At 76.0% G+C, this 22,255-nt stretch carries 17 protein-coding genes; 9 read left to right on the plus strand and 8 right to left on the minus strand.

Annotation, left to right across the window (positions count from 1 at the left end; translation table 11 throughout):
• Window positions 1-50: 50 nt before the first annotated feature.
• Genes WHI96_RS18575 through WHI96_RS18590 form a run of 4 tightly spaced genes read right to left on the minus strand, consistent with a single transcriptional unit; the run spans window position 51 to window position 3,611 of the window.
• On the minus strand, window positions 51-914 hold the full coding sequence (locus WHI96_RS18575; protein WP_345653309.1) for an exodeoxyribonuclease III: 864 nt from the start codon (window positions 912-914) through the stop codon (window positions 51-53).
• Window positions 915-923: 9 nt separating this feature from the next.
• Window positions 924-1,865: a transketolase family protein gene (locus tag WHI96_RS18580; RefSeq protein ID WP_345653306.1), complete on the minus strand. Its 942-nt coding sequence runs from the start codon at window positions 1,863-1,865 to the stop codon at window positions 924-926.
• On the minus strand, window positions 1,862-2,554 hold the full coding sequence (locus tag WHI96_RS18585; protein ID WP_345653303.1) for a thiamine pyrophosphate-binding protein: 693 nt from the start codon (window positions 2,552-2,554) through the stop codon (window positions 1,862-1,864). Before WHI96_RS18585 ends, WHI96_RS18580 begins: the two co-directional genes overlap by 4 nt.
• A 58-nt stretch (window positions 2,555-2,612) precedes the next feature.
• Window positions 2,613-3,611 carry a potassium channel family protein gene (locus tag WHI96_RS18590; RefSeq protein ID WP_345653374.1) on the minus strand — a complete coding sequence of 333 codons (999 nt, stop codon included), beginning with the start codon at window positions 3,609-3,611 and terminating at the stop codon, window positions 2,613-2,615.
• 117 nt (window positions 3,612-3,728) lie between these two features.
• Between WHI96_RS18590 and WHI96_RS18595 the strand changes: the two genes are divergently transcribed.
• The 6 genes from WHI96_RS18595 (at window position 3,729) to WHI96_RS18620 (ending at window position 9,821) form a co-directional block, all read left to right on the plus strand.
• Window positions 3,729-4,820 carry a sensor histidine kinase gene (locus tag WHI96_RS18595; protein ID WP_345653301.1) on the plus strand — a complete coding sequence of 364 codons (1,092 nt, stop codon included), beginning with the start codon at window positions 3,729-3,731 and terminating at the stop codon, window positions 4,818-4,820.
• Between the two features lies 1 nt (window position 4,821).
• Entirely contained in the window at window positions 4,822-5,658 is an 837-nt protein-coding gene (locus WHI96_RS18600) for a LytR/AlgR family response regulator transcription factor (protein ID WP_345653299.1), read from the plus strand.
• Window positions 5,655-5,993, plus strand: coding sequence for a hypothetical protein (locus WHI96_RS18605; RefSeq protein ID WP_345653297.1), 339 nt, complete (start codon window positions 5,655-5,657; stop codon window positions 5,991-5,993). The genes WHI96_RS18600 and WHI96_RS18605 overlap by 4 nt, the downstream gene beginning before the upstream one ends.
• The gene (locus WHI96_RS18610; RefSeq protein ID WP_345653294.1) at window positions 5,990-7,657 is read left to right on the plus strand and encodes a sodium/solute symporter; all 1,668 of its coding nucleotides are present in this window, start codon (window positions 5,990-5,992) and stop codon (window positions 7,655-7,657) included. Before WHI96_RS18605 ends, WHI96_RS18610 begins: the two co-directional genes overlap by 4 nt.
• 191 nt (window positions 7,658-7,848) lie before the next feature.
• Window positions 7,849-8,202, plus strand: a complete 354-nt coding sequence (locus WHI96_RS18615; protein ID WP_345653291.1) for a DUF485 domain-containing protein — start codon at window positions 7,849-7,851, stop codon at window positions 8,200-8,202.
• Window positions 8,199-9,821 (plus strand): monocarboxylic acid transporter, encoded by a 1,623-nt coding sequence (locus WHI96_RS18620; RefSeq protein WP_345653288.1) that lies wholly within the window; start codon window positions 8,199-8,201, stop codon window positions 9,819-9,821. Before WHI96_RS18615 ends, WHI96_RS18620 begins: the two co-directional genes overlap by 4 nt.
• Window positions 9,822-9,889: 68 nt before the next feature.
• On the opposite strand, the gene WHI96_RS18625 is transcribed toward WHI96_RS18620, so the two are convergent.
• The 3 genes from WHI96_RS18625 to serS all read right to left on the minus strand — a co-directional run bounded on the left by WHI96_RS18625 (window position 9,890) and on the right by serS (window position 16,532).
• Complete coding sequence (locus WHI96_RS18625; RefSeq protein ID WP_345653285.1) at window positions 9,890-13,267, minus strand: ATP-dependent helicase; 3,378 nt, start codon at window positions 13,265-13,267, stop codon at window positions 9,890-9,892.
• Between the two features lie 66 nt (window positions 13,268-13,333).
• Complete coding sequence (locus WHI96_RS18630) at window positions 13,334-14,338, minus strand: glycoside hydrolase family 16 protein (RefSeq protein WP_345653282.1); 1,005 nt, start codon at window positions 14,336-14,338, stop codon at window positions 13,334-13,336.
• Window positions 14,339-15,281: 943 nt separating this feature from the next.
• Complete coding sequence (gene serS, locus WHI96_RS18635) at window positions 15,282-16,532, minus strand: serine--tRNA ligase (RefSeq protein WP_345653279.1); 1,251 nt, start codon at window positions 16,530-16,532, stop codon at window positions 15,282-15,284.
• Between the two features lie 81 nt (window positions 16,533-16,613).
• On the opposite strand from serS, the gene WHI96_RS18640 reads away from it, so the two are divergent.
• Together WHI96_RS18640 and WHI96_RS18645 are read left to right on the plus strand one after the other, a co-directional pair.
• Window positions 16,614-17,459: an LLM class F420-dependent oxidoreductase gene (locus tag WHI96_RS18640; protein ID WP_345653277.1), complete on the plus strand. Its 846-nt coding sequence runs from the start codon at window positions 16,614-16,616 to the stop codon at window positions 17,457-17,459.
• A 10-nt stretch (window positions 17,460-17,469) separates the two neighbouring features.
• Window positions 17,470-18,144, plus strand: a complete 675-nt coding sequence (locus WHI96_RS18645) for a phosphatase PAP2 family protein (RefSeq protein WP_345653275.1) — start codon at window positions 17,470-17,472, stop codon at window positions 18,142-18,144.
• Between the two features lie 56 nt (window positions 18,145-18,200).
• Here WHI96_RS18645 and WHI96_RS18650 read toward each other — a convergent pair whose 3' ends face one another.
• Entirely contained in the window at window positions 18,201-21,692 is a 3,492-nt protein-coding gene (locus WHI96_RS18650) for an ATP-dependent helicase (RefSeq protein WP_345653272.1), read from the minus strand.
• A 44-nt stretch (window positions 21,693-21,736) separates the two neighbouring features.
• On the opposite strand from WHI96_RS18650, the gene WHI96_RS18655 reads away from it, so the two are divergent.
• Window positions 21,737-22,018 (plus strand): MGMT family protein, encoded by a 282-nt coding sequence (locus WHI96_RS18655; protein ID WP_345653269.1) that lies wholly within the window; start codon window positions 21,737-21,739, stop codon window positions 22,016-22,018.
• The last annotated feature ends 237 nt before the right edge of the window (window positions 22,019-22,255 follow it).

Raw genomic sequence — 22,255 nt, forward strand, 5'->3', positions numbered from 1 at the left:
GAAGGTTGCAACCCGAACCACACGACGGGTCGCACACGGGCGGCGAGTGGCTATCGCGGACGGCTGAGCGGCGCCGGAGCCGACGGCGGCGGGACGACCGGGCCGACGTCGCCGTCGGGGGCCTCGTCGAGGTCGAGGACGACCGGGGCGTGGTCGCTGGGCGACTTCCCCTTGCGCGCCTTGCGGTCCACCCACACCGCCGCGCGACGGTCGGCCGGGCCCGACCCGGCCAGCACCAGGTCGATCCGCATCCCCTGGTCCTGGTGGAACCGGCCGGCCCGGTAGTCCCAGTAGCTGAACACGCGCTCGTCGGGCCAGCGCTCGCGCAGGACGTCGCGCAGCCCGGTCCCGAGCAGCGCGGCGAGCGCGGCCCGCTCGTCGGGGGTGACGTGGGTGGCGCCGTCGAACAGGGAGCGGTCCCAGACGTCGTCGTCGGTGGGGGCGATGTTGACGTCCCCGGCCACCACCGTCGAGTCCGGGTCGCCCGCCGCGACCTGGTCACGCAGCGCGGCGAGCCAGCGCAGCTTGTAGGCGTAGTGCGGGTCCTCCGGGCTGCGGCCGTTCGGCACGTAGACCGAGGTGATCCGCAGCCCGCCGCAGGTGGCGGAGACGGCGCGCGCGTCCGGCTCCGCCAGCCCGCCCTCGGTGAAGACGGGCTCGTCGGGCAGGCCGCGCACGACGTCGTCGAGCCCGACCCGCGACAGCAGTGCGACGCCGTTCCACCGGCCCCGGCCGTGGTGCGCGCTCGCGTAGCCGCGCTCGGCCAGGGCCTCGGCGAAGCCCGCGGCGAAGTCGTCGTCGGAGAGCTTGGTCTCCTGCAGGCAGACGACGTCGGGTTCCCGTTCGTCGAGCCACGGCAGCAGCCGCGGCAGCCGGGACTTCGCGGAGTTCACGTTCCAGGTGGCCAGACGCACGACCCGACCCTACGAGAGGAACCGCGTCACCGATCGCCGGATGCCCGCGACGTCCAGGCCGTGCGCCGCGTCGTGGTCGTCCGGGCTGCCGTAGCGGCGCAGCTCGGCGACGCCCACCCCGAGCCCGAGCACCCGGTGCCGCACGTCGTGCAGCGCCTCGGCCACCGGCCGCACCGAGGTGCCGGCCAGGTACGGCTCGACGAGCACGACGTCCGGCTCGGACAGCGTGGCGCGCAGCGTGGCCGCGTCGAACGGGCGCACGGTGGGCGCGTAGAGCACGGTGACGTCGAGCCCCTCGACGGCGGCCAGCGTCCGGTCCGCCAGCGGCCCGACGGCGACGACCGTCCCCCGGCCCCCACGGCGCAGCACCGTCATCGACGGCCCGGAGCCGTACGGCCGAGCGTTGGACGCACCCGACAGCCGGACGTAGACCCGGTCCTCGCCGGGCAGGGCGGCGCGCAGCTGCGCCTCGGCCTCGTCGGCGTGCCCGGGCACGTGCACGGTCCAGCCCTCGAGGGTGTCGAGCAGCGGCACGTCGCGCGGGCCGAAGTGGGTCTCCCCCGCGCCCGCCATGTCGTAGGACCCGCCGGCCGACACCAGCAGCGCCCCGACACCCTGATGGCCGAGGTCGAGCTTGAGCTGCTCGTAGGGCCGTTCGACGAGGAACGGCGCGAAGGTGTGCACGACCGGGCGCATCCCGGCCAGCGCGAGCCCGCCGGCGGCGGAGACGAGCAACTGCTCGCGGATGCCGACGTTGATCACGCGGTCGGCGAGCCCGGGCGGGACGTCGACGTAGCCGGCGCCGATGTCGGCCAGGAGCGCGACGGCCCGCGGGTCGGAGGCGATCAGCTCGGGCAGCAGGCCGTAGAAGCGTTCCCGCTGGTCGGGAGGGGTCACGGGCTCGGAGGTGCTGGCGTGCTGCGTATCGGTGAGCAGAGCAGAGGCACTCATCGCGGGCTCCCCTTCGGTTCGACGTGGGCGACGACCGCGAGCGGCCGGTCGGGGTGTGCGGTGCGGAAGGCGCGTTCGAGGTCGTCGTGGTCGCGGCCGTCGGCGTCGACGGCGGCCCAGCCCTCCGCGGCGAAGCGCCCTGCGATCCCGCCGGGCCAGCCGTGCGAGGCCGAGCCGTTGTCGACGACGACGGCGCTCAGCCCGGACAGCCCGGCGCGGCCCGCGTACTGGATCGCCTCGAAGTTGGAGCCCTCGTCGAGCTCGGCGTCGCCGACGAGGACGACGGTGCGCGCGTCGCGGCCCTGCAGCCGCAGTCCCGACGCGGTGCCGACGGCCAGGCCGAGCCCGTGGCCGAGCGAGCCGGAGGAGATCTCCACCCCGGGCACGAGCGTGCGGTCGGGGTGGTGCCCGAGGGTCGAGTCGTACCCGGCGAACCGGTCGAGCAGGTGGTCGTCGAGGAACCCGCGGGCGACGAGGACGGCGTAGAGCGCCATCGGGCCGTGCCCCTTGGAGACCAGGAAGCGGTCGCGGTCGGGGTCGTCGGGGTGCCGCGGGTCGACGCGCAGGATGCGGTCGTAGAGGACCCACAGGACGTCGAGGGTGGAGGTGGCGGCGGGTTCGTGCTTCTCGTCGCCGGTCATCCGGGTCATCAGCCCGGCGAGGTCGGCGTAGCCGGTCGGTGATCGCATGGTCACCACCGTGCGACCTGAAGTTCGGTTCAGGTCAAGGCCCGGATCGAGGGGCGGGCTACTCCTCGTCCGGCGGGGTCGCCTTGCGGACGTAGAGCAGCTGGTCACCCCGCTCCAGCGCGTCGACGGCGGCCGAGTCCACCCGGTGGAGCTGCTCGCCGCGCACCACGCCGAGCACGATGTCGGGCAGGTGCCGCGGGGAGCCGCCGACCTCGGTCGGCTCGACCTGGCGCTGGGAGATCGCGAAGCCGGCGTCCGGGGTGAGCAGGTCCTCCACCACCTCGACCACGGCGGGCGAGCGGGTCGCGACGCCGAGCAGACGCCCGGCCGTCTCGTCGGACACGATCACCGAGCTGGCGCCGGACTGGCGGAGCAGGTGCACGTTCTCCGCCTCGCGCACCGCGGCGACGATCGAGATCGACTTGGACAGCTCGCGGGCGGTGAGGGTGACCAGCACCGCGGTGTCGTCGCGGTCCAGGGCGACGACCAGCGTCGTCGCCAGCTGCACCCCGGCGATGCGCAGCACCGCGGAGCGGGTCGCGTTGCCGGACACGGTGACCAGGCCCAGCCCGGAGGCCACGTCCAGCCGCGCCCGGTCGGTGTCGACGACGACGATCTTCCCGGGGTCCACGTCGTCGCCCAGCAGCGTCTGCACCGCCGCGCGACCCTTGGTGCCGTAGCCGACGACGACGATGTGCTCGCGCACGCGCGACCTCCAGCGCTGGATCCGGAACGACTGCCGCGAGCGCTCGGTGAGCAGCTCGACGGTCGTACCGACGAGGACGATCAGGAACAGCACCCGCAGCGGGGTGATCACCGCGATGTTGATGGCACGGGCCGTCGGGCTGACCGGGACGATGTCGCCGTAGCCGGTCGTCGACAGCGACACCGTCGCGTAGTAGAGCGCGTCGAGCAGCGAGAGCTCGCCCGCACCGTTGTTGTCGAGGTAGCCGTCGCGCCCGAAGAAGACGATCAACGTCGTCGCGCCGAGCGCGAACACCGCGATCCCCAGACGGGTCATGAGCGAGCGCACCGGGCCCGACCGCGTGTCCGGCATCCGCAGCGCACCCTCGACCTGGGGATCGAGTGCGCCGAGCCGGGTGGAGCCGATCACGTGCGAAGGCTAGCGCCCAGGTCGCACCGCACCGACCGCGCGGGCCCTATCCTCACTCAGGTGTCGGCCGAGGGGGACCACGAACGTGCGACGCCGGTTGCGCGCACGTCGCTGCGGCCGCGGCTGAGCGCGCGCCGGTTCCGCGGCGCCGCCGCACCCGGGCCGGACCCGACCGAGGTCCTCGAGACGGGCGTCGCCGTCGCCGCCGGCCTGCGCGAACCGGCCGGGTCCGCCGCCGCGACCGAGGCGCTGCGCCGGCTCGCCGGGCTCTGTGGCGCCGAGGCGGCGGGGCTGGTCCGGCCCGGCCTGCCCGACTCGTGGTGGGGCCCCGGCCGCGCCGACGGCGTCGCGCTCGCCGGGCGGGCCCGCGGGCGACGGCTCACCGAGGCCGGCCGCACCGCGCTGCCCGTCGGCGACGGGCCGGTGCTCGTCCTGGCCGGTGGGGTCGGGACGGCCGCCGCCCGCCGGGCCGCCGCCTTCGTCGCCGACGCCCTCGAACGCGCCCGCCTGGCCGACGGCGAGGCCGAGGCCGAGGCCGCCCGGCTGCGCGCGCTGCGGGCCCAGATCTCGCCGCACTTCGTCTACAACGCGCTCACCACGATCGCCTCGTTCGTCCGCTCGGACCCGGCGCGCGCCCGCGACCTCCTGGAGACCTTCGCCGAGTTCATCCGGCACTCGCTCGCCGCACGCGGGGACTACGTGCCGCTGGCCGGGGAGTTCCGCTCGGTCGAGGCCTACCTGACCCTCGCCCGCGCCGTGCTGGGCGAGCGGCTGCGGGTGCAGGTGCGGGTGGCGCCGGAGGTGCTGCCGGTGCCGGTCCCGGTGCTGGCGCTGCAGCCGCTGGTGGAGAACGCGGTGCAGCACGGCGTGGAGCGCTCCCCCGACGGCGGGCTGGTGCAGGTCAGCGGCGAGGCCGAGGGGGACGTCTGCGTGATCACCGTCGACGACGACGGGCCGGGCATGAGCCCCGAGCACGCCCGTGCCGTGCTGGCCGGCACCGCCGAGGGCGCCGGGCTGGCGCTGGTGAACGTCGACCGCAGGCTGCGCGCGGTCTACGGCTCCGACCACGGCCTGGTCATCGAGACCGCGCCCGGCGCGGGCACCCGGATCGTGCTGCGGATCCCGCGGTTCCAGCCCGGGGTGGTGATCTGAGGTGACACCCTCCGCCGAGCCGCTGCGCGTGCTGGCCGTCGACGACGTCGCCCCCGCCCTCGACGAGATCTGCGCGCTGCTGGCCGACGCGCCCGACGTCGCCGAGGTCGCCCGGGCCGGCGGCGCGGTCGAGGCGTTGCGCGCGATCCCCACCGGTCGGTTCGACGCCGTCTTCCTCGACATCACCATGCCCGGGATGGACGGCCTGGAGCTGGGCGGTGTGCTGGCCGCGATGGCCACGCCGCCGGAGATCGTCTTCGTGACGGCGTTCGAGGAGCACGCCGTCGCCGCGTACGGCCTCGGCGCCGTCGACTACCTGCTCAAGCCGGTCGGCGCGGACCGGCTCGCCGACGCGCTCGGCCGGGTGCACCGCGCCCGGGCCGGCCGCTCGGCCGCCGGGCCGGGCACGCCGGGGGCGACCGCACCGAAGCCGGCCGGGCCCGCGCTCCCCCGCGTCGACGAGCTCGCCGTGCTGCCGGTGGAGGCCGCCGGGCGCACCCGCTACGTCCGCCGCGAGGACGTCCGCTTCGCCGAGGCCCACGGCGACTACGTGCGGCTGCACCTGCCCGGGGGCTCGCACCTGGTGCGGATCCCGCTGTCCCGGCTGGAGGAGCACTGGGACCCGCACCGCTTCGTCCGGGTGCACCGCAGCTTCCTGCTGCACCTGCCCGCGGTCCGCGAGCTGCGCAGCGACGCCGGCGGCGGACTGCTCGCCCACACCGACGCCGGTGACGTGCCGGTCAGCCGTCGCCACGCCCGGGACCTGCGCGACCAGTTGCTCGCCGCGGCCACCTCCGGGGCGCTCGACGGCCCGGGAAGCGGCCGGGGGCGGCCGTGACCGCCCGCCCGCGCCGGGTCGCGGTCAGCGCACCGCCCGAGCGGGGTACGTCCGTACCGCGCCCGCAGCAGGCCGCGGCGCTCGACCCGGGACTGACCGAGCGGGCCCGCGGTCTGCGCCGGGCCCAGCTGCGGCGTGCCGTGGTCACCCTCGCCTGCGCCGCGGTGCTGCTGTTCGGGCTGCCGGTGCTGCTGCGGCTCGCGCCGGACCTGGCCCAGTGGCGGGTCGGGGGGCTCCCGCTGAGCTGGATCGCGGTCGCCTGGCTGCCGTACCCGCTGCTCGGCGCGCTGGCGTGGTGGCACCTGCGCCGGGCCGAACGCGCGGAACGCCCGTGACGGCCGCCGCGGTCGTCGCCCTGCTGCTGGTCACGGTGCTGATCGGGGCACGTGGCGTCGCGGCGATGCGTACCACCTCGGACTTCCTCGTCGCGTCCCGGCGGACCTCGCCGATGCTCAACGCGGCCGCGGTCTCCGGGGAGTACCTGTCGGCGGCGTCCTTCCTCGGCGTCGCCGGGCTGGTGATCAAGGAGGGCACCGGTGCGCTCTGGTACCCGGTCGGGTTCGCCGCGGGCTACCTGCTGATGCTCGCGCTGGTCGCCGCGCCGATGCGCCGCTCCGGGGCGCTGACCGTGCCCGGGTTCGCCGAGGCCCGCCTCGGGTCGCGGTCGCTGCGCCGGTTCTGCGCGGTGGTCGTCGTGGTGATCGCGGTGCTCTACCTGGTGCCGCAGATCGTCGCGGCCGGGCAGCTGCTCACGCTGGTGTCGGGCGTCGACTACTGGGTCGGGGTCGTGGTGTCCGGGCTCGCCGTCGGGCTGACCCTGGCGCTGGGCGGGATGCGGGCCGCCACCTACGTGCAGGCGTTCCAGTTCGCGCTCAAGCTCCTGCTGTTCGCCGGGCCCGCGATCTGGCTGCTGCTGCTCGCCGGGCCGCAGCTGCGCGCCGACATGGCCGCACCGCCGGAGTTCACCCGGTTCACCGCCGAGACCCCGGTCGACTTCCGGCTCGACACCGAGCTGGTGCTGACCGAACCGACCGTCGTCGTCGTCGACGGGTCGCCGGTCCCGCTGGCCCCCGGCCCGCACCACGCGGCCGCCGACGCCGTCTGGGTCTTCCCCGACGGCGCCGCCGTGCCCGAGCTCGGCGGCGACCGGGCGAGGCTGCCGGTGCCCGGCGGCGCCGAGTGGGCGCTGCCGCTGCTCGGCACCGCCGACACCTCGCCGCTGCTGACGACCTGGTCGGTGCTGGTCGCGACGGCGCTGGGGACGATGGGGCTGCCGCACATCATCGTGCGCTTCCACACCAGCCCGGACGGGCGCGGCGCCCGGCGCACCGCGGCGATCACCATCGCGATGCTCGGCGCGTTCTACCTGTTCCCGATCGTCTACGGGCTGCTCGGGACGGTGCTCACCCCCGAGCTGTACCTCTCGCAGGGCACCGACACCGCGATCGTCACGCTGCCCGGCCGGGTCACCGGCGGCGGCACCGCGGCGGCACTGACCGCGATGCTCACCGCGGGGGCGTTCGCCGCGTTCCTGGCCACCTCGCTCGGGCTGCTGCTCGCGCTGTCCGGCGCGCTCGCGCACGACCTCATGCCCTCAGGGCTGCGCCGGCTGCGGCTGACCGCGCTGGCCGCGTCGGCGGCCGTCGTACCGGCGGCGCTGCTGATGGTGCGCGTCGACGTCAGCGCGGCGGTGACCTCGGCGTTCACCGTCGCGGCGTCCACGTTCTGCCCGCTGCTGGTGCTCGGCCTGTGGTGGAAGGGACTGACCGCGCGCGGCGCCTACGCCGGAATGGTCACCGGGCTGCTCGCGACGGTCGGGTCGATGGCGCTGGGCGCCGCACTCGGGCTCGGCGGGACGGCGGGCATGCTGCTCGCCCAGCCCGCGCTGTGGTCGGTGCCCTGCGCGTTCCTCGTCATGATCGCCGTGTCACTGGGCGATCACGTTCCGTCGGACGCGGAAGCTACGATGCTGCGGCTCCATCTGGCCGATCGGGAGTGAAGGCTCTAGCGTAGCGGCGACATCAGCGTCAAGACCGCTCGTCGTTCGGTGCCGCGCTCGATCGTCCGGTCGTCGGCCGCTCGCATCTTGGGCCGCCCGGAGCGTGCATGTGGGGTTCCGCACACGGCCCGAAGGCCCTTTCCTGGGTCCGGTCCCGTGGCCGTGCGTGGCTTGTGCAAGGAGGCATACACGTGAGTACGACCGAGTCCGACGAGCAGCCCGGCGGTCCGACGCCGGACACTCCCGACTGGGGCGCCGTACAGGCGAGCCCCGATTTCCAGGAGCTGCGCAGGCGGTTGCGTGGGTTCGTGTTCCCGGTGACCGCCGGGTTCCTGGCCTGGTACCTGCTGTACGTGCTGCTCGCGACCTTCGCGACGGACTTCATGGCCACCCCGGTGCTCGGCAACATCAACCTGGGGCTGATCCTCGGGCTGCTGCAGTTCGTGTCGACCTTCGCGATCACCGTGGTCTACATCCGCTACGCCGACCGCGTGCTCGACCCGCTGTCGTCCAAGCTCCGCGGCGAGATCGAGGGGACCCGATGAGCCCGACAGTCCTGGCGGCGACGGCGGACAGCAACCCCGCGCTGAACATCTCGATCTTCCTGGCGTTCGTCATCGTGACGCTGGGCATCGTGTTCTACGTCAACAGCCGGCACGCGAAGAAGACCGCGGCCGACTTCTACACCGCCGGCGGAGGCTTCTCCGGCACCCAGAACGGGTTCGCGATCGCCGGTGACTACCTCTCGGCGGCGTCGTTCCTGGGGATCGCCGGCGCCATCGCGATCAACGGCTACGACGGCTTCCTCTACTCGATCGGGTTCCTGGTCGCGTGGCTGGTCGCGCTGCTGCTGGTCGCGGAGCTGCTCCGCAACACCGGCCGCTTCACCATGGGCGACGTCCTGGCGTTCCGGATGAAGCAGCGCCCGATCCGCGCCGCGGCGGCCACCTCGACGCTCGCGGTGTCGTTCTTCTACCTGCTCGCGCAGATGGCCGGTGCCGGTGCGCTGGTCTCGCTGCTGCTCGGTATCTCGGGCGGCTTCGCCCAGGGCGTCGTGATCGCGGTCGTCGGCGTCGTGATGATCGCCTACGTCCTCATCGGCGGCATGCGCGGTACGACCTGGGTCCAGATGATCAAGGCGGTGCTGCTCATCACGGGCGCACTGGTCATGACGATCTGGGCGCTGGCGCTGTTCGGCTTCAACTTCTCGTCGATCATGCAGGCCGCCGCGGACGGCTCGCCCAAGGGCGAGGGCCTGTTCGCCCCCGGCCAGCAGTACGGTGCGTCGCTGACCTCGCAGATCGACTTCATCTCCCTCGGGATCGCGCTCGTCCTCGGCACCGCGGGTCTGCCGCACGTCCTGATGCGCTTCTACACGGTGCCGACGGCGAAGGAGGCCCGGAAGTCGGTCGAGGTCGCGATCTGGCTGATCGGCCTGTTCTACCTGTTCACCCTGGTCATCGGCTTCGCCGCCGGTGCGATCGTCGGGCCGGAGGCCATCCAGGCCGCGCCGGGCAAGGTGAACTCCGCCGCCCCGCTGCTCGCCGCCGCCCTCGGCGGACCGGTGCTGCTCGGTACCATCGCCGCGATCGCGTTCGCGACGATCCTGGCGGTCGTCGCCGGGCTCACGATCACCGCGTCGGCGTCGTTCGCGCACGACGTCTACATCAACGTGATCAAGCGGGGCGAGGTCGCGGACACCGAGGCCACCCAGGTCCGGGTCGCCCGGCGGACCGCGATCGTGATCGGCGTGGTCGCGATCGTCGGCGGCATCCTCGCGAAGGACCAGAACGTCGCCTTCCTCGTGGCGCTGGCCTTCGCGGTGGCGGCGTCGGCGAACCTGCCGACGATCCTCTACTCGCTGTTCTGGAAGCGGTTCAACACCACCGGCGGCCTGTTCTCGATCTACGGCGGCCTGATCAGCACCCTGGTGCTGATCGTCTTCTCGCCGGTGGTCTCCGGGAAGGAGACCTCGATCTTCCCGACCGCGGACTTCGCCTGGTTCCCGCTGGCCAACCCCGGCCTGGTCTCGATCCCGCTGTCGTTCCTGCTCGGCGTGGTCGGTACCTACATCGGGCAGAAGCGCCACGACGGCAGCAAGTACGCCGAGATGGAGGTCCGGTCCCTGACCGGTGCCGGCATCGCCAAGGCCGAGTCGCACTGACCCGAGCCACCCCACGCGGAGAGCCCGCGTCCCCGCCGGCGGGGGCGCGGGCTCTCCGCGTTCTGCGGCTACACCTCGGCGGCGGAGACGGTCGGCACCCCGGCGACGAGGTCGTGCAGCGCGCGGGCGTCGAGCAGGTCGGCCGGGCGGAGGGTGACGCCGGCGCGGACGTAGTGGAACGCCGCCCGCACCCGGTCCGGCTCGACGCCCTGCAGCGCCGCCCACGCCAGCCGGTACGCGGCCAGCTGCACCCCGACCACCTGCCTGCGGTCCTCGGCGGGCAGGCCACCGGTCTTCCAGTCCACGACCGTCCAGCCGCCGTCGGGGTCGGCGAACACCGCGTCCATCCGGCCGCGCACGGCGACCCCGGCCAGCACCGTCTCGAACGACACCTCGACGTCGACGGGCCGCCGGTCCGCCCACTCCGACGCCTCGAACGCGGCCTGCAGCTCGGCGAGCTCGGTCGCGTCGGTCTCCGAGGAGACCGACTCGTCGGCGGCGCCGGGCAGCTCGTCGATGTCCAGCAGGCGTTCCGCGCCGAAGCGCTGCTCCAGCCAGGCGTGGAACGCGGTGCCGCGGCGCGCGTGCTGGTTGGGCGGCATCGGCACCGGGCGACGCAGCCGCACGGCGAGCGCGTCCGGGTCGTCGGCGAGCTCGACGAGCCGGCTCACCGACAACCGCCCGGGCAGCGACACCGTGGGCCGCAGCGCGGCGGCGGCCCGCTCCGCGAGCAGGACGTCGACGTCGGCGGCCCAGCCCTCGGGGTCCCCCTCGGCGTCGACCACGCCGGCCGGGGGCTCCGCGTCGGGAGCCGCCGGCAGCTCCAGAGCGAGCTGGGCGGGCGCGGCGCGGCGCGGCCGCTTCGGGCGCCGGGCCCGCAGCGCGGCGCGGACCAGGTCCGCCCCGGAGCGCACGTCGTCGGCGCGGTCGCCGAACGGGTCCGGCGGCCACTGCGCGGTGCGTTCGACGCCCAGCGCCGGGTTGCCGGTGTCCAGGTCGGGCGGCGGTGCCCACTGCGCCAGCACGCCGACCTCGGAGCCGCCGGGGCCCTCCAGGATCTCGGCGAGCTCGGTCAGGAACACCGACGGCTCCTTCGGCTTCTCCCCCGTCGCGGGCCAGCGGTGCCCGGACACCAGCAGCACCCGTTCGGACCGGGTGAGCGCCACGTAGAACAGCCGGCGCTCCTCGGCGAGACGGCGCTCGTCCAGAGCGTCGTCGTGGTCGTCGAGCGCGGTCTCGACCTGCTTGCGGTCGGCGCCGGGCGGGGGCAGGTGCAGGCCGGGCAGGTCGTCGGCGTCGCCGCGCAGTGGCACCGGCAGCGCGGCCGGGTCCTTCAGCCAGGAGCCGGACATCTTGCGGCCGGGGAAGACCTGCGCGACCAGGTGCGGGACGGCGACGACCTCCCACTCCAGCCCCTTGGCCGCGTGCACGGTCAGGATCTGCACCCGGTCCGGGGCGACCTCCACCTCGCCGGGGGTCAGTCCCTCCTCGGCCTGCTCGGCGGTCTCCAGGTAGTCGAGCAGCCCCGGTAGCGACGACACGTCCGCACCGGCGGCGAAGTCGGCGACGACGTCGGCGAACGCGTCGAGGTGCGCCCGCCCGGTGGGGCCGGGGCGGGCCATCGTCTCGACGTCGAGCAGCAGGGTCCGTTCGACGTCGGCGACCAGGTCGGTCAGCGGGGCCGCGGTGCGGGCCCGCAGCTGGGCGAGCTCGCGGCCGATGCGCCGGATCCGGTCGAACCCGGCCGGGGAGTAGCGCTCCGGGCCGCCCGGGTCGTCGAGGGCGTCGACGAGACCGGCCTGCTCGGCCTGCTCGCCGGGCAGTGCGCCGAGGGCCAGGTCGGCGGCCGACAGCGGCCCGGGGCGGGCCGGGCGGTGCGGGACGAGCTCGCGGGCGCGCTGCCACAGCGCGGCCAGGTCGGCGATCCCGAGCCGCCAGCGCGGGCCGGTCAGCAGCCGGACGGCGGCCGGTCCGGCGAGCGGGTCGGACACCACCCGCAGCGCGGAGACGAGGTCGCTGACCTCGGGGGTGGACAGCAGCCCACCGAGCCCGACGACCTCGACCGGAACCCGCCGGTCGCGCAGCGCGGCGGCGAGCGCGTCCATGTCGGAGCGGCGCCGGACCAGTACGGCCGCGGTGGGCGGGGTGCCCTCGTCGTGGCCGGCGTGCCAGCGCTCGGCGATGCCGTCGGCGGTCCAGGCCACCTCGGCCGCGACGTCGGGGAGCAGGGCGGCCCGGACGTCGCCGGGGCCGGCGCCGTCGAGCGGGCGCAGCTCCCCCACCCGGACGGTGCCGGGTGCGGTCCGCAGCGGCTCGGAGACCCGGTTGGCCAGGACGAGCACCTCGGCCGGGTTCCGGAAGCTGGTGAGCAGCCCGTGCACGGGCGCGGGGTCGCCGCCCGCGGCGGGGAAGTCGGTGCGGAAGCGCGCCAGGTTGCCGGCGCTCGCGCCCCGCCAGCCGTAGATCGACTGGCAGGGGTCGCCCACCGCGGTGACCGAGCGGTGGTCCGGGCCGTCGTCCGGCTCCGGGGCGAGCCCGGGCGGCACGCCGAACAGGGCGCGGAGCAGCACCCGCTGGGCGTGCCCGGTGTCCTGGTACTCGTCGAGCAGCACGGCCCGGTACTGGGACCGCTCGATCCGCCCGACCTCCGGGTCGGCCTCGGCGATCCGGGCCGCGAGGGCCATCTGGTCGGCGAAGTCCATGGCCTGCTCGGCCTGCTTGCGCCGGGCGAACTCCTCGACCAGCGGCAGCAGCTCGCAGCGCATCCGCTGCCCGGCGATGCGGGCCTTGTACCCGGCCGAGGGCTCGGCGCGCTGCCGCTTGCCGGGCGGGGCGTGCTCCAGCACCAGCAGCATCCGCTCGGCGAGGCGCCGCACCTGGTCCGGTGCGACGAGGTGCTCCCCCAGCTCCCCGGCCAGCGACAGCAGATAGCCGGTGACGGTCGCGGGGACCCGGTCGATCTCCAGGTCCGCGGCCCAGGTGGAGACGACCCGGTGGGCCAGCTGCCAGGCCGCGGTCGGTCCGAGCAGCCGGGCGGCGGGCTCGGCGGGCAGCCGCAGCGCGTGCTCGCCGACCAGGCGCCCGGCGTAGGCGTGGTAGGTCGCGACGGTGGGCTCGCCCGCCAGCAGCGCGGCGCGCCGGGCACCGGAGGGGTCCAGGTCGTCGAGCAGCCGGGCCCCGGCGAGGCGCCGCAGCCGCGACCGGACGCGGGTGCCCAGCTGCTGGGCGGCCTTGCGGGTGAAGGTGAGCCCGAGGACCTGCTCGGGCAGCACCCGGCCGGTCGCGACCAGCCAGACGACGCGGGCCGCCATGGTCTCGGTCTTGCCGGCCCCCGCCCCGGCGACGACGAGCGCCGGCCCGGCGGGCGCGGCGATGACCGCGGCCTGCTCCTCGGTCGGCGGGTGCAGACCGAGCGCGTGTGCCAGCTCGGCGGGGGTGGGGTCCACGCGGACCGTTCTACCCGGCGGCACCGACAGCGTCGTCACCCGGCGCCGTCCCGGCCCGGCGGCGGGTCACCGTCCGGCGTCGTCGACCGGTGCGAAGACGCGGGCCCAGTCGACCTGCAGGCGTACCGCGTCGGGGGTGCTCGCGTCCGGGCCGGGGATCCACTTCGCCGCCGGGCCCTGGTCGAGCTGGACGGCCAGGTGCATCGGGGTGGTGGGGATCGCGCGGCGGTCGGTGACCTCCCACTTCTTCACCCCGTCGACGTACCAGGTGATCCGGTCCGGCAGCCAGTCCAGGGCGAAGGTGTGCCACTGGGTGAAGTCGCCGGGGGTGTCGGTGGACAGGATGTGGTTCTGCGCGCCGTAGTGCACGAAGGCGGTGGCCGCGTGCCGGTCGCCGAACGGGATCTCCATCATGTCGAGCTCCCCGTCGTCGGGGAACCGCTCGGAGTCCGGCCAGAGCAGGATCGCGGGGCTGTAGCCGTTGCCGACATCGGTGCGGGCGCGGAACTCCCAGCGGCCGTGGAGCTGCCCGGCGTGCATCGCGACGCCGCCGGAGACGCCCCCGCCCGCGGCCCGGGGGCGCGCGGTCACGGTGAGCAGGCCGTCGCCGACGCCGACCGCGGACGGGCGGCGCAGGCCGTTGCCGAACCCGCCGGGCGAGTTGTAGACGCTCCAGGTGGAGCGGTCGACGCGGGAGCCGTCGAACTCGTCGCCACCGACCTGGCGCCACTGCTGCGGCGGGGGTGGGGGCGGCGGGGGCGGCAGCTGGTTGTCCAGTGCGGAGGTCGCCGGGTCGGCGGCGACGGCCGTGCCGTCCGGCGGGACGAGCACGGTCCAGGTCAGCCCGGCGACGGCGACGAGCACCAGCGCCATCGCGCCGGCGCCGTGCGCGATGCGGCGGCGCAGGCCGGTGACGGCGCGGTCCGGGCGCTCGGCTCGGATGACCGTGGCCCGTGCTCCGTGTTCGGTGGGGCGGATGCGGGAGGTCGTGGCGACCGGCTCCGGCGTCGCGGAGGCACGCGCCGCAGGGGTCCTCGCCGCAGGGGTCCTCGCTACGAGGGTCCGGATCACGGGGGGCTGCGCTACGGGCGACTGTCCTACGGGCGACTGTCCTACGGGCGACTGTCCTACGGGCGACTGTCCTACGGGCGACTGTCCTACGGGCGACTGTCCTACGGGCGACTGTCCTACGGGCGACTGCGCTGCGGGTCCCTGCGCTGCGGGTCCCCGCGCTTCCGGGGTCCGGGCCGAAGGGCGCCCGGGCGGGGGGTTCTGCGCGGCCGGGGCCCGGCCCGTAGCCGGGGTCCGGACCGCGGGGGCCGGTGCTGCCGCAGCCGGCGGCCGGGGCGCCCGGCGTGGGCCGGGGACCGGGTCCGGGGCGGTGAGCGTGCCCGGGGCGGGGCGCGACGACCCGGGCGCCGACCGTCCGGGGCGGCGGGACTCCGGGACACGGCCGACGGGGGTGCGGTCCGCGGCGTGGAGGGCGGCGGTCGACGCCACGATGTCCTCGGGGCGGGCGACGGGTCCGCGGGTGGTGGGCCGGGCGGGTTCGGAGACGGCTTCCGGCGACGCCCGCCGGGCCGACGTCACCGACCCGCGGCGGCCGGCGGTCGGCCACGCGGCGTCCACCGGGCCTGCCGCCGCGGTCGCCGGGGCCACCGTCCGGTGGACGGCCTGCGGTGCGGGCCGGGTCGCGGGTACCGCCGTCCGGGGCGTGGACGACGCGGCCCGCCGCCCGGTCGGCCACGGAGCGGCGGCACGACGTCCGTCGGCGGCCGGCTCGGCCGCGCGGTGCCGACCGGAGTCCGCGGTGTCGGGCCGGTCCGCCCCGGAGCGGTGGGAGCCGGGACGGCGGGCGTCGGGCCCGGCGGGGGCGGCGGGGCGCGAGGTGCCCGGGCGCTCCCCGCCCCGCGACACACCGCTCCCCGGTTTCTCCACGCAAGCAGGACGCGCGGGCTCCCGTTCGGTTGCCCCGTCGCGGGGTCGCGCGCGTCACCCCGCCTGCGGTCCGGGATCAGGCCGGCGGGGTCCCGACGGTCGCGGGGGCACCGTGGGACCGCAGCACCTCCGGCACCGTGACCGTCCCGTGCGCGTCCTGGAAGTTCTCCATGATGGCGAGCATGGCGCGGGCGGTGGCGCCGGTCCCGTTGAGCGTGTGCACGTTCTCGGTCGGCGCGCCGGCCTCGCGGCGGAACCGGACGTTCAGGCGTCGTGCCTGGTAGTCGGTGGTGTTGGAGCACGAGGTGATCTCGCGATAGCGCTCCTGGACGGGGAACCAGGCCTCGATGTCGTACTTCTTCGCGGCCGGGTTGCCGAGGTCGCCGACGGAGATGTTCTGCACCCGGTAGGGCAGCCCCAGCTCCTGCACGATCGACTCCTCGTGGGCGAGCAGCTCCTCGTGCACGTCCCGGGAGTTCTCCGGCAGGCAGTAGACGAACATCTCGACCTTGTCGAACTGGTGCACCCGGAACATGCCCTTGGTGTCCTTGCCGGCCGCGCCCGCCTCACGGCGGAAGTTCGTCGAGAACGCGACGTACCTCGCGGGCAGCGTGTCGAGCTCGACGATCTCGTCCATGTGGATCCCGGCGAGCGCGACCTCGGAGGTACCGGTGAGGTAGAGGCCGTCCTTCTCCAGCTCGTAGAGGTTCGACGCCTCCGTCGGCAGGAAGCCGGTGCCGTACATCGCCCGCTCGTTCGCCAGGACCGGGCCGAGCACCGGGACGAAGCCCTCGCCGGCCAGCTTGTCCATGACGTAGCGGAACAGCGCCATCTCGAGCCGCGCGACGTCGCCGAAGCGGTAGGCGAACCGCGACCCGGACAGCCGCGCACCGCGGGCCATGTCGACCCGGCCCGTCGACGACGCCAGGTCCAGGTGGTCGCGCGGGGTGAAGTCGAAGACCGGCGGCTCGCCCCAGGTGCGGACGGTGACCGCGTCCTCCTCCGCCATGCCGTCGGCGGCGGTCGGGTCGGGCAGGTTCGGGATGCGGGCGAGGAGCTCGGAGCGCTCGACGTCGGCGGCGGCGAGGGCGTCCTCGGCGGTGCGCAGCTCCTCCTTCTCCTGCTTGAACCGCTCGACCTGCTCGGGGGTGGGCTTGCCCTTGGGCCGCTGCTTGGCCGCGGCGCGCAGGCCGCCGACGCGATCGGTGGCCTCGCGCCAGCGGGCGTCGACCTCCAGCAGGGCGTCGAAGTCCGCGGACGCACCGCGACGGGACAGCGCCGTGCGGAAGGTGTCCGGGTCCTGTCGGGCCGCCTTGAGGTCGATCACTGCTGTTCCAGCCTCTCGGGTAGTGGAGGGGCCATCGTAGGACCGGGAATGATCCGGCCCGCGCGGTGGTAGTCGACGGACATGACTGTCTCCCTCGGCCGGTACGGCGTCTGGCGGCACGAGACCGGGTTGTCCCCCGAGCTCGCCGCCGAGATCGAGAAGCTCGGGTTCACCGCGGTGTGGATCGGCGGCTCCCCGCCCGGGGACCTCGCCCTGGCCGAGTCGCTGCTGGACGCGACGACGTCGCTCGCGGTCGCCACCGGCATCGTGAACATCTGGGCCACCCCCGCCGACGAGGTGGCGGAGTCCTTCCACCGCATCGAGAAGAAGCACCCGGGCCGCTTCCTGCTCGGGATCGGCGTCGGGCACCCGGAGGCCACCAGCGACTACACCCGCCCGTACGCGGCGCTCGTCGCCTACGTGAGCCGGCTCGACGAGCTCGGCGTCCCGACCGAGGCTCGCGCCCTCGCGGCGCTGGGCCCGAAGATGCTGGACCTGGCCCGTGAGCGGTCCGCCGGGACGCACCCGTACCTGACCACGCCCGCGCACACCCGCTCGACCCGCGAGCGCTACGGCACCGGACCGCTGATCGCGCCGGAGCAGAAGGTGGTGCTCGACGACGACCCCGCCGCCGCCCGCGCCCTGGGCCGCCCGGCCGCCGCCCCCTACCTGGACCTGGTCAACTACCGGAACAACGTGAAGCGGCTCGGCTGGGCCGAGTCCGATCTCGACGACGGCGGCAGCGACGCCCTGATCGACGCGCTCGTCGCGCACGGCACCCCCGAGCAGGTCGCGGCCCGCCTGGACGAGCATCTCGACGCCGGCGCCGACCACGTCTGCGCCCAGGTCATCACGCGCGGGATGGCCGAGCCGGAGGGCGACCTGCGGCGGCTGGCGAGCGCGTTGGGGCTCGGCAGCGCGGGCTAACCTGGGCCGGGTGCGCCCCACTCCCGACGACCCGTCCCTGCTGGGACCGCTGCGACGGCCGGCGCCACTGATCGTGGCGGCGGCCGTCGCCGTCTTCGCGGTCCTGGCGTGGGCCTACCGCGGCGATGCGAGCGCCGGGCGGATCGACCGGGGCGCCGACACCGCGGTGGACGCGCTGGGGCACCGCTCGGGCTCCCTGCTCGCCGATGCGGTGTCCTTCGGGTCCCCGCCGACGGTCGTGCTGTGCGCGCTGCTGTTCGCCGGGCTGGCCCTGTGTCTGCGACGACGGCGGCTGGCCGTGCTGGCCGTCGTCGGCCCCGGCCTGACCGGCGTCGCGACGACGGTGCTCAAGCCGCTGATCGGCCGGACCATCGGCACCGCCACCGCGGACGGCTACGCCTTCCCCTCCGGCCACACCGGCGGCGCGGTGTCGATCGGGCTCCTCGTCGCACTGCTGCTGGTGGGGCTGCTGCCGGTGGCCCGCACCGGCCCCGCCGTCGCCACCCTGGCCGCGACGGCGTTGCTGGCCGGCGGCACCGTCGGCGCGGGCATGGTGCGGATCGGGGCGCACTACGCCACCGACACCGTCGGCGGGTTCTGCGCCGCGGTCGCGCTCGGGCTGGGCGCGGCACTGGTCATCGACCGGGTCGCCGACCGCCGGGTCCGGCCCGTCCGCACGACCTGACCGCGGGTCCGGCACGACGGGGTGCGTGGCCGGTCCCGGTACGCGGCCGGACCCGCTCACCCGTCCACCACCGTCCGGCCGGTCTCGACCGCGGGGCAGCTGGTGCGGACCGGGCACCGGTCGCAGTCCGGCCCGGCGCGGGCGACGAACACCGCCCCCGCCGAGTCCTCGGCGCAGGTCATCAGCACGTCGCGCCAGTGCCCCATCTCCTCCGGGCGCAGCGCCGCCTGCCGGGGCTCCTTCGCCTCCCCGTTCGCCTTGCGGTCGGCCAGGAACAACAGCCGCGCCCCGCCCGGCTCCACCCCACCCCCGACCAGCTGGTCGAACGCGCCGAGCGAGGCCGCGAGCTGGTACACGGCCAGCTGGTGGTGCTCGGCGGTGGCCCGGGCCGAGGTGGCCGTCTTCCCTGTCTTGACGTCGACGACGACCGGGCGCCCCTGGTCGTCGCGTTCGAGCCGGTCGACCCGCCCGCGCAGCCGGACCCGCCGGGCCGCCCGCGCGGCCCCGCCACCGCGTCCCCCGGCGCCGGCGCCGTCGGTGTCGACCGGCAGGAGCGCGGCCCCCGCCGGGTCGTCGTCGCGCGCGCCGGAGCCGTCGGGAGGCAGGCCCGGGTCGTCCCCCTCACTGTCGCCCTCGCCGCCGAGGTCCAGCTGCACCGGCTGCTCGACGGCCACCAGCTCCAGTCCCTCGGTGCGGCTGCGGCGGACCCAGTCGTCGAAGGCGGCGAGCATCTCGCGCACCCGGCCCAGCTCGCGGCGCCCGAACCACGGCGCCCCGGAGTCCAGCCGCCGCCACGCCGAGCGCAGCGCCTCCTCCAGCTCCACCGGGTCGGCCCCGGCGGCGCGGGCCTGGACCAGCGCGTGCACCAGGGACCCCGTGACCGCCGACAGCGCGCCGGTCTCGTCGCCGCCGTGCCGGGACAGGACCCAGCGCAGCGGGCAGCCGGCGATCGTCTCGACGTCGGACGGGGAGATCGGGACGAGCTCGCCCTCGGCGCGCAGCGGGGCACCGTCGGACAGGTCGGCGACGCCGTACCAGTCGTCGGGGTGGGCCCCGGGGACGCCGTCCGCGGCGAGCCGGGCCAGCTGGGTCGCCGCCCGGTGACGACGTGCGGCGCGCCCCGGGTCGCCGTGGTCGGGCTCGGTGACGGCGCGCCGCAGCTCCCCGACCAGCTCGGCCATCACCAGGGACCGCTCGGGCCGGTGCACCGGGCGGGCCTCGGCGGCGTCGGCGGGGCGGGGGTCGAGCTCGTCGAGGAACCGGGAGGGCTGCTCGTCCTCCCCCTGCACGGCGCTGACCAGCAGCGTCGTCCGGGCACGGGTGCAGGCGACGTAGAACAGCCGCCGCTCCTCGGCGAGCAGTGGCGCCGTGCGGGAGACCGCGTCGTCGGGGGCGGCGACCCCGCCGACGAGGTCGACGAGCCGTTCGTGGCCGAGCAGGCTGCCGCGCAGCCGCACGTCGGGCCACAGCCCCTCCTGCACCCCGGGCACGGCCACGACCGTCCACTCCCGGCCGCGGGCGCCGTGTGCGGTGAGCAGCTCGACCGCGCCGCCCCGGGGCGCCTGCGGGGCCAGGGTCTCCCCCGGCAGCTGCTGGTCGAGCAGGTACTCCAGGAACCCGCCGACGTCGGCGCCGGGCAGCCGGTCGGTGTAGCGGGCGGCCGCGTCGAACAGGGCCAGGACCGCGTCGAGGTCCCGGTCGGCGGCCGCGCCGCCGGGGCCGCCGCGGGCGCTGGCCTCGCTCCAGCGCTTCGCCAGGCCGGTGCGCCGCCACACCTTCCACAGCGTCTCCTCGACCTGCTCGCCCGCACCGATCGAGCGGGCGGCGGTGTCGAGGAGCCGGCCCACGTCGCGCATCGGGGCGGCCTCGGCGGGCGAGAGCATCGACAGCGGGTCGGGCCGGCCCGCGACGGCGTCGCGCAGCATTCCGACCAGCAACGGGTCGCTGCTCGCCGCGGCCGGGTCGACCTCGCCCGCCTCGACGCGCTCGTCGTCGGCGAAGGTCCGCACGTCGTGCCCCGCGGCGGCGTGCATCCGCAGCAGGCCGCGGCGCAGCCGGCGCATCCGCATCGGGTCGCCGCCGCCGAGCGGTGAGGTGAGCAGGGAGGTCGCGAGGTCGGCGTCGACCGCGGACGGACGCCACGCCGCACGCAGCACCAGCAGCAGCGGCACGACGGCGGGCTGGCGCGGGAGCGGCACCTCGTCCGGTGGCGCGGCCAGCGGGACCCCGGCCGCGGCCAGCGCCCGGCGCAGCGCGGGCAGGGTGCGCCGCGCGGACCGGGACAGCACCGCCATGTCCGACCACGGCACCCCGTCGACGAGGTGTGCGCGCCGCAGCCGGTCGGCGATCCAGCCCGCCTCCGCGGACGGCGACCCGAACACCCGGACCTGCAGCGCCTCGCCCACCCCGGCCCCGTCCGGGACCTCGGGGGCCGGGTCGTCCTGCTCCGGGCCGCGCCGGGTCCGGGTCACCCCGGAGCCGGGCAGCTTCTCCGCCACCCGCAGGCCCGCCGCCCGCACCCCGGGACGCTGGCGGTGGTCGACGGTGAGGACCTCGGTGGGCGCGTCGAGCACGGTCAGGCCCTGCGGGTCCGCGCCACGGAAGGTCAGGACCGCCTGGTCGGGGTCGCCCGCGAGCAGCGTGGACCCGGCGTGCTCGGCCAGGGCCGCGACCAGCTCCATCTGCTGCGGGTCGAGATCCTGCGCGTCGTCCACCAGGAGGTGGCGCACCCGGCGCCGCTCCTGTTCACGCAGGTCCGGGTCCGCGGCCAGGGTGTCCAGCGCGGCGGCGACGAGCTCGGCCGAGTCCAGCGCCGGGGCCGTCGCCTGCGGCGCGCCCCGCCCCGCCGCCCCGCGGAGCAGCGTGACCTCCTCGTAGGTGCGGAAGAACCGGGCCGCGGCGACCCACTCCTCGCGCCCGTGCTCGCGCCCCAGCCCGGCCAGCTCGCGTGGCCCCAGGCCGCGCTCGGCCGCCCGCAGCAGCAGCTCCCGCAGCTCCGCGGCGAAACCGGGCAGCCCGAGGGCCGGGTCGAGCCGTTCCGGCCAGCCCGAGCCGGGGACGGTGCCGCCCCAGCCGTCGATCTCCCCGGCGAGCAGCTCGCGGACCACCACGTCCTGCTCGGCCGAGGCCAGCAGCCGCGGCGGCGGGTCCTCGTAGCGCGCGGCGTGCAGCCGCAGCACGCCGAACGCGTAGGAGTGCACCGTCCGCACCAGCAGCTCGCGGGTGGTGCGCACCCCGAAGTCCCCGGCGAGCTCGCCCCCACCCGCGGTCAGCAGCGACGTGAGCCGGCCGCGCAGCTCCTCCGCGGCCCGGCGGCTGCCCACCAGCAGCAGCACCGACCCCGGCGGCTCCCCGGCCCGGATCCGGCGGACCACCGCGTCGAGCAGCAGGCTCGTCTTGCCCGTGCCCGGCCCGCCCAGCACCCGCAGCGCACCGCGCTCGTGCGCGAGCACCCGCGCGGCGGCACCGGACCACTCCCGCACGGGAGCGGGCCGGGGGTCCGCACGCACCAGGCGCGGCGACGCCTGCTCGGTGGCTGTTCGGCTCATGGGGCGATGAGACCACGGGGCACCGACAACGTCAGACTGCAGACGTGGACGAGGAGACCCTGGAACGGGTGCGTGAGGTCGTCCGGTCGATCCCGCCCGGGCAGACCCTCAGCTACGGCGAGGTGGCCGAGCTGGCCGGGATCCGCTCGGCACGCCTGGTCGGCCGGGTCCTCGCCGAGGACGGCCACGACCTGCCGTGGCACCGGGTGCTGCGGGCGGACGGGCGCTCGGCCCCGCACCTCGCCGCCGAGCAGTCGGCCCGGCTGCGGGCCGAGGGGATCCTGATGGTCGACGGCCGGCTGCCCCGCGAGCACCGCAGGCGCTGAGCCGCCCCGGCGCTCCCCGATCCCGGAGACGATCGCCTCCACCCCCGGTGACGGTCTCGCCCGGGGGCCGCGGTTCCCGCCGGGGGGCGGGGCCGGGCGACGTGGAGCGGGCCGGGACCGCGGACGGCCGGGACGCCTGGCGGGTCACCACAGGGTGAGCGCTCTGCTCACCATGACGCAGCAGCCGCCGTCGCTCGAACGAGGCGCACGTTCTCGCCCTCCCCAGGGCGGAGACGT

This window comes from Pseudonocardia tropica, assembly GCF_040105315.1.
GTDB lineage: Bacteria > Actinomycetota > Actinomycetes > Mycobacteriales > Pseudonocardiaceae > Pseudonocardia > Pseudonocardia alni.